Consider the following 10,135-nt stretch of genomic DNA (forward strand, 5'->3'; position numbering starts at 1 on the left):
GGTACTGCCATCCCGTAGTACCGGCCGACGGCGAACCCCAGGACAGCAGAGGACACTGCACGCATAGGGGAAAGCCATGACAGCGACGACCGACGGCGGAGCCGATGCGCGCGGCACCGACCCGGACGACAGTGCGGCCCAGGGGCCGCCCGGCGTCCACGAAGCCACCGCACGCGCCGTGCGCGACCTGCTCGCCCGGCAGGACGAGGCCGGCTGGTGGAAGGGCGACCTGGAGACCAACGTCACCATGGACGCGGAGGACCTGCTGCTGAGGCAGTTCCTCGGGATCCGCGACGAGGCCACCACCCGGGCCGCGGGCCTGTTCATCCGCGGCGAGCAGCAGGACGACGGCACCTGGGCCACGTTCCACGGAGGCCCCCCCGACCTGTCCGCCACCATCGAGGCCTACCTGGCCCTGCGCCTGGCCGGGGACGCGCCCGACGCCCCGCACATGGCCCGCGCCTCCGCGTGGATCCGGGCCCACGGGGGGATCGCCGCCGCCCGCGTCTTCACCCGCATCTGGCTGGCGCTGTTCGGCTGGTGGAGCTGGGACCACCTGCCCGAACTCCCGCCCGAGCTGGTCTTCCTGCCGCCCTGGGTACCGCTGAACATCTACGACTTCGGCTGCTGGGCCCGCCAGACCATCGTCCCGCTCACCGTGGTCTCCGCCCTGCGCCCGGTCCGCCCCGCCCCCTTCGCGCTGGACGAGCTCCACGCCGACGCGCGCGACCCGTACCCGGCCAAGCGGCTCGACCCGGTGACCAGTTGGGGCGGCGCCTTCCAGCGGATGGACAAGGCCCTGCACGTCTACCGCCGGTTCGCCCCGCGCGCGCTGCGCAAGGCGGCGATGGCGAGCGCCGGCCGCTGGATCGTGGAGCGCCAGGAGAACGACGGCTGCTGGGGCGGGATCCAGCCACCCGCCGTGTACTCCGTCATCGCCCTGCACCTGCTCGGCTACGACCTCGGGCACCCGGTGATGCGGGCCGGACTGGAGTCCCTGGACCGGTTCGCCGTCTGGCGCGCGGACGGCGCCCGCATGATCGAGGCCTGCCAGTCCCCGGTGTGGGACACCTGCCTGGCCGCCATCGCGCTGGCCGACGCGGGGCTGCGCCCCGACCACCCGGCCCTGGTCAAGGCCGCCGACTGGATGCTCGGCGAGGAGATCGTCCGCACCGGCGACTGGGCCGTGCGCCGGCCCGGACTGGCCCCGGGAGGCTGGGCGTTCGAGTTCCACAACGACAACTACCCCGACATCGACGACACCGCCGAGGTCGTGCTCGCCCTGCGCCGGGTCAAACACCCCGATCCGGCGCGCGTCGAGGGGGCCATCGCCCGCGGCGTGTCCTGGAACCTCGGGATGCAGTCGAAGAACGGCGCCTGGGGCGCCTTCGACGCCGACAACACCAGCCCCCTCCCCAACCGGCTGCCCTTCTGCGATTTCGGCGAGGTCATCGACCCGCCCTCGGCCGACGTCACCGCCCACGTCGTGGAGATGCTCGCCGTCGAGGGCAAGGCGGGCGACGCGCGCACCCGGCGCGGGATCGCCTGGCTGCTCGCCGAACAGGACGCGAACGGCGGCTGGTTCGGCCGTTGGGGCACCAACTACATCTACGGGACCGGCTCGGTGATCCCGGCCCTGACCGCCGCCGGCTTCGCCCGTTCGCACCCCGCGATCCGGCGGGCCGTGGGCTGGCTGGAATCCGTACAGAACGAGGACGGCGGGTGGGGCGAGGACCAGCGCTCCTACAAGGACCCGTCCTGGGCCGGGAAGGGCGCCTCCACCGCTTCGCAGACGGCCTGGGCGCTGATGGCCCTGCTGTCGGCGGGGGAGCGCGAGAGCGGCGCCGTCCGGCGCGGGATCGCGTACCTCGTCGAGACCCAGTGCGGGGACGGCACCTGGGACGAGCCGTACTTCACCGGGACCGGCTTCCCCTGGGACTTCTCCATCAACTACCACCTCTACCGGCAGGTGTTCCCGCTCACCGCGCTCGGGCGCTACCTCTACGGAGAGCCGTTCGGCCCCGACGGCCGGTACGCGGACCGGGCCGTGTGCGCGGCCGCCGAGGAGGCCTGATGCGCCCGGACCCCGGCACCGGCTCCGGTCCGGACCCCGGTCCGGGCCCCGGCTCCGCATCCGGCTCCGCGTCCGCCTCCGGCTCTCCGTCCGGTCCCGGGCCCGGACGGGCCGCGCCGCTGCTGATCGCCTGCGCGCTGCGCATCGAGCGGGCGGCCCTGCGCAGCGGCCGCGGGGCGGGCGCGCCCGAGCGGTACGAGGTCCTGCGCACCGGCATGGGCCCGCGCGCGGCCGACCGCGCCGTCGGCCGGGCCCTGGACGCACCAGGACTGCGCGGGGCCGCGGTGCTCGCCACCGGATTCTGCGCCGGGCTGCTGCCCGGCATGCGCCCCGGCGACCTGATCGTCGCCGAGGAGACCCGGGACCCGCGCGGCACAGTCGCCTGCGCCGGTACCGCTCTGCTGGCCGAGGCGCTGGCCCGGGCCGTACCCGGCCGGACGGTGCACCTCGGTGTGCTGACCGGATCCGACCACGTCGTCCGGGGCCAGGAGCGCGCGCAGCTGCGCGCCACCGGCGCCATCGGGGTGGACATGGAATCCGCGGCCACCTTGTGGACCGCGGCCGGGGAGGGGACCGTGACGGAGGGCACGGACGGCGGGAACCGTCCTGTTGCGGCCGTCCGGGTGATCGTGGACGCTCCGGAGCATGAGCTCGTCCGCATCGGCACCATCCGGGGGGGAATATCAGCCTTTCGCGTACTGCGCGCCGTACTGCCCGCGTTTTATGACTGGCACCGTTCTTTGCTGCTCCCCAGGAGGTGAGCCAGATGGCAATGCCACTGCGACAGACCATCAGGGTCGGGACCTATCTGCTCGAACAGAAGCTCCGCAAGCGCGATAAGTTCCCGCTGATCGTCGAGCTGGAACCGCTCTACGCCTGCAACCTCGCGTGTGAGGGCTGCGGGAAGATCCAGCACCCGGCCGGGGTGCTCAAGCAGCGCATGCCCGTGGCCCAGGCCGTCGGCGCCGTGCTGGAATCCGGTGCGCCGATGGTGTCCATCGCCGGCGGCGAGCCCCTGATGCACCCGCAGATCGACGAGATCGTGCGCCAGCTGGTGGCGAAGCGGAAATACGTCTTCCTGTGCACCAATGCGCTGCTGCTGCGAAAGAAGATCGAGAAGTTCACCCCTTCCCCCTACTTCGCCTTCGCCGTGCACATCGACGGCCTGCGCGAGCGCCACGACGAGTCGGTGGCGAAGGAAGGCGTCTTCGACGAGGCGGTCGCGGCCATCAAGGAAGCGAAGAAGCGCGGGTTCCGCGTGACCACCAACTCCACGTTCTTCAACACGGACACCCCGCAGACCGTCATCGAGGTCCTCAACTACCTCAATGACGACCTGCGGGTCGACGAGATGATGATCTCGCCCGCGTATGCCTACGAGAAGGCCCCCGACCAGGAGCACTTCCTGGGCGTCGAGCAGACGCGCGAACTCTTCAAGAAGGCCTTCGCGGGCGGAAACCGGCGCCGCTGGCGGCTCAACCACTCCCCCCTCTTCCTGGACTTCCTCGAAGGCAAAGCAGATTTCCCCTGCACCGCGTGGGCCATTCCGAATTACTCCCTCTTCGGCTGGCAGCGCCCCTGCTATCTGATGAGCGACGGATACGTGCCCTCGTACCGGGAACTGGTCGAGGACACCGACTGGAGCAAGTACGGCCGCGGAAAGGACCCGCGCTGCGCGAACTGCATGGCGCACTGCGGGTACGAGCCCACCGCCGTCCTCGCCACCATGGGGTCGCTCAAGGAGACCCTGCGGGCGGCCCGTGAGACCGTGGGCGGGAACCGGGACGCGTCGGCATGAGCGGGGGTCACGCGGGGGAGGGCGGCCGGGGAGGACGGGCCGGGGGGTTCGACCTCGGCGCCCTGCTGGCCGAGCGCGGCGCCGAACGGTACGAGCTGCATGCCCGTCACCTCAACCACCAGCTGCCCCGGATGCTGCACACCATCGGCTTCGACAAGGTCTACGAGCGGGCCGAGGGCGCCCACTTCTGGGACGCCGAGGGCAACGACTACCTCGACATGCTGGCCGGGTTCGGGGTGATGGGGCTCGGCCGGCACCACCCGGTGGTCAAGCAGGCCCTGCACGACGTCCTGGACGCGCAGCTCGCCGACCTCACGCGCTTCGACTGCCAGCCGCTGCCCGGACTGCTCGCCGAGAAGCTGCTCTCGTACAGCCCGCACCTGGAGCGGGTCTTCTTCGGCAACAGCGGTACCGAGGCGGTGGAGACCGCCCTGAAGTTCGCCCGCTACGCCACCGGGCGGCCCAGGGTCCTCTACTGCGACCACGCCTTCCACGGGCTCACCACCGGCTCCCTCTCGGTGAACGGGGAGGGCGGCTTCCGGGACGGCTTCGCGCCGCTGCTGCCCGACACGAAGATCGCGCTCGGCGATCTGGCCGCGCTGGAGCGGGAACTGCGGAAGGGGGACGTGGCGGCCTTCGTCGTCGAACCGGTCCAGGGCAAGGGGGTGCTCGCCGCGCCCCCCGGCTTCCTGCTCGCCGCCCAGGAGCTGCTGCACCGCCACAAGGCGCTGCTGATCGCGGACGAGGTGCAGACCGGTCTCGGCCGTACCGGGGAGTTCTACGCCTACCAGCACGAGGCCGGTGTGGAGCCGGACCTGGTGTGCGTGGCCAAGGCCCTCAGCGGCGGCTACGTGCCCGTCGGCGCGACCCTGGGGAAGGACTGGATCTTCAAGAAGGTCTATTCCTCCATGGACCGGGTGCTCGTGCACTCCGCCAGCTTCGGTTCCAACGCGCAGGCGATGGCGGCCGGGCTCGCGGTCCTGTCCGTCATGGAGGACGAGCGGCTGGTGGCCCGTGCCCGCGCCATGGGCGATCTGCTGCGCGGCCGCCTCGCCGCGCTCGTGGACGCGTACGAGCTGCTCCACGAGGTACGGGGACGCGGGCTGATGATCGGCATCGAGTTCGGCCGCCCGTCCTCGCTGGGGCTGCGCAGCCGGTGGACCATGCTGCAGGCGGCCCGCAAGGGGCTGTTCGCGCAGATGGTCGTGGTGCCCCTGCTGCAGAAGCACCGGATCCTCACGCAGGTGTCCGGGGACCACCTGGAAGTGATCAAGCTGATTCCGCCGCTGGTCCTGGACGAGGCGGACGTGGACCGGTTCGTCGGGGCCTTCCGCGAGGTCATGGACGAGGCGCACGGCGGCGGCGCGCTGATGTGGGACTTCGGCAGGACGCTGGTGCGGCAGGCCGTCGCGAACCGCTGACGCGGTGCGCGGCGGGGGGGGCCCCCCCCCCGCGCGGGCGGGGGTGCAACAGGCCGCCCCGCCGGCGCGGGAGGTGGCGGCGGGGGGGGGCCGGCGCGGCCCCCGCCCCCCCCCGGCGGCGCCCGCCCCCCCCCCCCGCCCGCCCCCCCGCGGGCGGGCGGGCCGCCCCCCCCCCCCCCCCCCCTCGCCGAGGTAGCGCTCCACCCCGCCCCACTCCTCGTCCATGGTCTCGAAGGCCGCCGTCAGGTACTCGGCGCGGGCGTCGAAGAGCGGGGCGAGCAGCTCCATCACCTCGGGGGTGCGGGCTTCGGTCGCGTCCCCGCTCCGGCGGACCCGGTAGCGGTTGTGCGCGGCGTTCGACTCCAGGTAGTCCGTGACGATCGCGTCCCGCTCCACGCCCAGCGCGAGCAGGGTGACGGCGATCGACAGGCCGGCCCGGTCCTTGCCGGCGGCGCAGTGCATGAGGGCCGGGACGCTGTCCTCGGCGAGGGCGTGCACGACCCGGCTGTGCTCGGCGGTGCGGGTCCTGATGATCCCGCGGTACGAATGGGACATCCGCGCGGCGGCCTTGCCGTCGCCCAGGACCTCGTGCAGCTGGGCGAGTTCCCCGTCGCGGACCATGGTCCAGAACTCCCGGCCGTCGGCCGGGTCCGACAGCGGGATGTTGACGTTCAGCACGCCGGGAAGATCGACGTCCGCGCCCTCCAGCGCGTGGTCGGCGTCATTGCGGAAGTCGAACACGGTGTGCAGTCCGAGCGAGCCGAGGAACTCCGCATCGCTTTCGGTGGCATGTGCGAGATGTCCGCTTCGGAACAGTAGTCCCGACTTGACCCTCCGGCCGTCCGTGGTCGGCAGCCCGCCCACGTCGCGGAAGTTGCGCACTCCGGACAGCGCCGGCTCCGTGCGCGAGGGGTGGGGTATCTGCTGGGTCACAGGGGCTCCTCCGTGTCGTCGTCGAGAGTGTCCGAATTGCTCCACTTGGGACCAAGTTGCCATAGCGAAAGGCGAGATCGGACACCTCCCCGTGAGCCAGATCATACGGTGACGGTGAGTGGCTGATCGCGAATACCGAATTGCCCTGCCGGGGCGGTTGTTGAAGGCCGCGAATGGACGGAGGGTGACCGGAATTCCTGCGGGCCGTCATCTTCAAGATTTTGTTGGGGAATTCATGACTTGTTCTGTCCGGGCGCACTCGATTACGTTCGCGATCGATCCGGACGGACCGCCTAATCCTGCCGCCGACCGGAAACCGCACTCGACTGATCACGCGCGGGGCAGGAGCGGGGGAACCAGGTAAGCCGCTGTTCCAGATCCTGTTCGGGATCTTTGCAACGGAACAGCTCGGGGTTAAGTCGTGCGGGTGTCCTTGATCGGCATCCGCGATGGCCGGACATCTCCAGTCCGAACCCGACAGCTCACCTCGCAGGCGTCGGAGAGGAATTCGCCATGCCTGCAACGGGTAAGCACCGCCGTCCCAAGTCCCGCTCGATATCCCGCGGTCTCGCCGTCGCCGGCACCGGTGGCGCGGCCCTCGCGCTCCCGCTGCTCGGCGCCGCCGGCGCCCACGCGGCCGGCGCCCAGGGCGCCGCCCCCGCCGCCGCGCAGGTCCTTGCGCCGCAGGCCGCGCAGGTCCCGGCCGCTCTCCAGGCCGCCCCGACCGCCGCGCGGTCGGCCGCCCAGGCCGCCCCGGCCGTCTACACGGTCGTGCCGGGGGACTACCTCTCCAAGATCGCCCAGCGGCAGCACCTCCGCGGTGGCTGGGAGCGGCTCTACGAGGACAACCGCGAGGCGGTGGGCTCCGATCCGTCGCTGATCCACCCGGGCCTCAAGCTGACGCTCGGCGCGAAGGGTGCGGCCCGGGCCGCCGAGCCCGCGCCGGCCGAGGCGCCGGAGCCGGCCGAAAAGTCCGCTTCCTCCTCCTCCTCTGATGCCGCTGACTCCTCGGACCCCTCTGACGCCTCTCAGGCCTCGGCTCCCGAGGCTTCCTCGGACGACTCCTCCGACGGCTCCTCCGGCGAGGAGTCCTTCTCCGGCGAAGGCGCGTCCGACGGCTCCTCGCCGGACGCCGCGGCCGAGGCTCCGGTCGCCCCCGCGCCCAAGGCCCCCGCCCAGCAGCAGGCCGCCCCCGCCTCCGCCGGCTTCGTCGCCCCGGTCGGCGGCGGCGTGTCCACCTCGTACCGGACGCCCGGCGCCATGTGGTCCAGCGGTTACCACACGGGCGTCGACTTCATCGCGAGCTCCGGCACCACCGTCAAGGCCGTCGGCGCGGGCACCGTCGTGTCGGCCGGCTGGGGCGGCGCGTACGGCAACGAGGTGGTCATCCGGCACGCCGACGGCAAGTACAGCCAGTACGGCCACCTCTCCCAGCTGTCCGTCTCGACCGGCCAGAGCGTGACCGGCGGCCAGACCATCGGCCTCTCCGGCGCGACCGGCAACGTGACCGGCCCGCACCTCCACTTCGAGATCCGTACGGGCCCCTCGTACGGCTCGGACATCGACCCGGTGGCCTACCTGCGCTCCAAGGGCGTCAGCATCTGAATCCGGTGAACCGGAGGCCCCGCGGTGGTGCGGCCGCCGCGGGGCCGGGCGGGGCGTGGGGCCGGGGCCCGAGGGGGGTCCCGGTCCCACGCCCTCCTCTTCCTCGGCCGACGGTGGCGAAGATCACGGTGTGTCAACCCGTGGCTACGGTCGCGTAGGTCGCGCCCCGGGGTGAAGGATGGGGTCCCGTGGCAGCGACGACTTCGACACTCAAGACCATCGGCTCGTACGCGGCGATCGGGGACAGCTTCACCGAGGGCGTGGGGGACCCGGGACCCGGGGAAACGTTCGTCGGCTGGGCGGACCGGCTGGCCGTTCTCCTCGCCGACCAGCGTGACGAGCACGACTTCCGGTACGCGAACCTGGCCGTGCGCGGCCGCCTCCTGGACCAGATCGTGGCCGAGCAGGTGCCCCGCGCCAAGGCGCTGGCGCCGGACCTCGTGACCTTCTGCGCGGGCGGCAACGACATCATCCGGCCCGGCAGCGACCCGGACGACGTGGCCGAACGGTACGAGGCCGCCGTGCGCGACCTCGCCGGATCGGTCGGCCGGGTCGTGATCACCACCGGCTTCGACACGCGGGACGTGCCGGTCCTCAAGCACATCCGGGGCAAGATCGCGACGTTCAGCGCGCACGTCCACTCCATCGCCGACCGCTACGACTGCCCCGTCCTCGACCTCTGGTCGCTGAAGTCCGTCCAGGACCGGCGGGCCTGGGACGCCGACCGGCTGCACCTCTCGCCCGAGGGCCACACGCGGGTCGCCCTGCGCGCCGCCCAGGTGCTCGGCATGGCCACGCCGGCCGACCCCGAGCAGCCGTGGCCGCCGATGCGCCCGCGCGGCTCGGTGGACACGACCCGGGACAACATCCAGTGGGCGCGCGACCACCTGGTGCCGTGGATCGGACGGCGGCTGCGCGGGGAGTCCTCCGGGGACCACGTGGCGGCCAAGCGTCCGGACCTGCTGCCGCTGTAGGGGCCCGCGCGGGGCGGGCGGCGGCCGGGGCGGGACGGGGCGGGGCGCGCGTTCCGGGGCGCGCGGTGGAATCCTTGGGGGGTGCCGTGCGTTGCCAAGATGTGAACCACCAGAACGTCCTGCCCGAATCCTCCCAGGAGGCGCTTTGACCGGCTCCCGTCCCCTGCGTCCACGGCTGCGCGCCCTGAGGCCCGAAGCGTTCGGCGCGGACCCGTCCGGTGCCCGCCTGGACCGGATCCGGCGCTCGCCGAACTTCGCCGACGGCGTGTTCCAGAACCCGGTCGGCGCCCGCACCAGGCCGTCCGGCTCGATGGCGGAGTTCGCCAAGATCTACTTCCACAAGGAGCAGCGGCTCCGGCGCAACCCCGGCGCTCCCATCCCGGTGTACCCGACGACGCTCGCCGAGCTGGCGAAGCCGCCGGCCACCGGGCTGCGGCTGACCTGGATGGGGCACTCCTCCGTGCTCGCCGAGATCGACGGGCGCCGGGTGCTGTTCGACCCGGTCTGGGGCGAGCGGTGCTCCCCCTTCCCCTTCGCCGGGCCCAAGCGGCTGCACCCGGTGCCGGTACCGCTGGCCTCGCTGGGTGACGTGGACGTCGTGGTGATCTCGCACGACCACTACGACCACCTCGACCTGCCGACCATCAAGGCCCTCGCCGGCACGGACACGGTCTTCGCCGTCCCGCTCGGCGTCGGCGCGCACCTGGAACGCTGGGGCGTCCCGGCGGACCGGCTGCGCGAGCTCGACTGGAACGAGACGACCAAGATCGCCGGGCTCTCCCTCACGGCGACCCCGGCCCGCCACTTCTGCGGGCGCGGACTGCGCAACCAGCAGTTCACCCTGTGGGCGTCCTGGGTCGTCGCGGGCGACGCGCACCGGGTCTTCCACAGCGGTGACACCGGCTACTTCCCGGGGTTCGAGGAGATCGGCGCCGAGCACGGGCCGTTCGACGCCACGATGATCCAGATCGGGGCCTACTCCGAGTACTGGCCGGACATCCACATGACGCCGGAGGAGGGCATGCGCGCCCACCTCGACCTCCAGGGCGGGATGCCGCACGGCACGATGCTGCCGATCCACTGGGGCACGTTCAACCTGGCTCCGCACCCGTGGGACGAGCCGGGCGAGGGCACCGTGGCCGCCGCCGAGAAGTCCGGATCGGCCGTCGCGCTCCCCATCCCCGGCCAGCCCTTCGAGCCGGGCGCGGCCGACGCCCCCTCCGCGCCCTGGTGGCGGCCCTTCGTCGTCGCGCCCGTGCCGGCCGGCCCCCGCGACGGGGCCCGGGCCGGGGCCCCGCGCGCGGGGGGGGGGGGCCCGGCCCCGCCCGCG

Annotated in this window: 7 protein-coding genes, 1 pseudogene and 1 riboswitch; of the genes and pseudogenes, 7 read left to right on the plus strand and 1 reads right to left on the minus strand. The window is 72.7% G+C overall.

Translation table 11 applies throughout. The features are described 5' to 3' along the window. Positions 1-76: 76 nt before the first annotated feature. From shc to ACWF9Z_RS16465, 4 genes are read left to right on the plus strand one after another with little or no spacing between them, the layout of a single operon-like run. On the plus strand, positions 77-2,074 hold the full coding sequence (gene shc / locus ACWF9Z_RS16450; protein ID WP_453602683.1) for a squalene--hopene cyclase: 1,998 nt from the start codon (positions 77-79) through the stop codon (positions 2,072-2,074). Then, a complete protein-coding gene (locus ACWF9Z_RS16455) occupies positions 2,074-2,835 on the plus strand; it encodes a phosphorylase family protein (RefSeq protein ID WP_453602685.1) in 762 nt (253 codons plus the stop codon). Before shc ends, ACWF9Z_RS16455 begins: the two co-directional genes overlap by 1 nt. Positions 2,836-2,840: 5 nt before the next feature. Next, entirely contained in the window at positions 2,841-3,872 is a 1,032-nt protein-coding gene (gene hpnH / locus ACWF9Z_RS16460; RefSeq protein WP_453602687.1) for an adenosyl-hopene transferase HpnH, read from the plus strand. Further along, on the plus strand, positions 3,869-5,293 hold the full coding sequence (locus ACWF9Z_RS16465; protein ID WP_453602689.1) for an aspartate aminotransferase family protein: 1,425 nt from the start codon (positions 3,869-3,871) through the stop codon (positions 5,291-5,293). Before hpnH ends, ACWF9Z_RS16465 begins: the two co-directional genes overlap by 4 nt. Positions 5,294-5,467: 174 nt before the next feature. Here the strand turns inward: ACWF9Z_RS16465 and ACWF9Z_RS16470 are convergent. Continuing rightward, a pseudogene (locus ACWF9Z_RS16470) lies at positions 5,468-6,226 on the minus strand (tyrosine-protein phosphatase); the annotation flags it as partial. Between the two features lie 313 nt (positions 6,227-6,539). Continuing rightward, positions 6,540-6,737, plus strand: a riboswitch (cyclic di-AMP (ydaO/yuaA leader). A 2-nt stretch (positions 6,738-6,739) separates the two neighbouring features. Here ACWF9Z_RS16470 and ACWF9Z_RS16475 point away from each other — a divergent pair. From ACWF9Z_RS16475 to ACWF9Z_RS16485, 3 genes are all read left to right on the plus strand, one after another. Beyond that, complete coding sequence (locus ACWF9Z_RS16475; protein WP_453602691.1) at positions 6,740-7,831, plus strand: M23 family metallopeptidase; 1,092 nt, start codon at positions 6,740-6,742, stop codon at positions 7,829-7,831. A gap of 188 nt (positions 7,832-8,019) precedes the next feature. Further along, positions 8,020-8,805, plus strand: a complete 786-nt coding sequence (locus tag ACWF9Z_RS16480; protein WP_453602692.1) for an SGNH/GDSL hydrolase family protein — start codon at positions 8,020-8,022, stop codon at positions 8,803-8,805. Between the two features lie 145 nt (positions 8,806-8,950). Then, on the plus strand, positions 8,951-10,135 hold a 1,185-nt coding region (locus tag ACWF9Z_RS16485; RefSeq protein WP_453602694.1), incomplete at its 3' end, for an MBL fold metallo-hydrolase.

It is taken from the genome of Streptomyces sp. NPDC054961 (assembly GCF_053609145.1).

What these genes read in the sequence shown, in the direction of transcription:
- shc (WP_453602683.1), top strand. Translation starts at nt 77, where the DNA reads ATGACAGCGACGACCGACGGCGGAGCCGATGCGCGCGGCACCGACCCG.
- ACWF9Z_RS16455 (WP_453602685.1), top strand. Translation starts at nt 2,074, where the DNA reads ATGCGCCCGGACCCCGGCACCGGCTCCGGTCCGGACCCCGGTCCGGGC.
- hpnH (WP_453602687.1), top strand. Translation starts at nt 2,841, where the DNA reads ATGGCAATGCCACTGCGACAGACCATCAGGGTCGGGACCTATCTGCTC.
- ACWF9Z_RS16465 (WP_453602689.1), top strand. Translation starts at nt 3,869, where the DNA reads ATGAGCGGGGGTCACGCGGGGGAGGGCGGCCGGGGAGGACGGGCCGGG.
- ACWF9Z_RS16475 (WP_453602691.1), top strand. Translation starts at nt 6,740, where the DNA reads ATGCCTGCAACGGGTAAGCACCGCCGTCCCAAGTCCCGCTCGATATCC.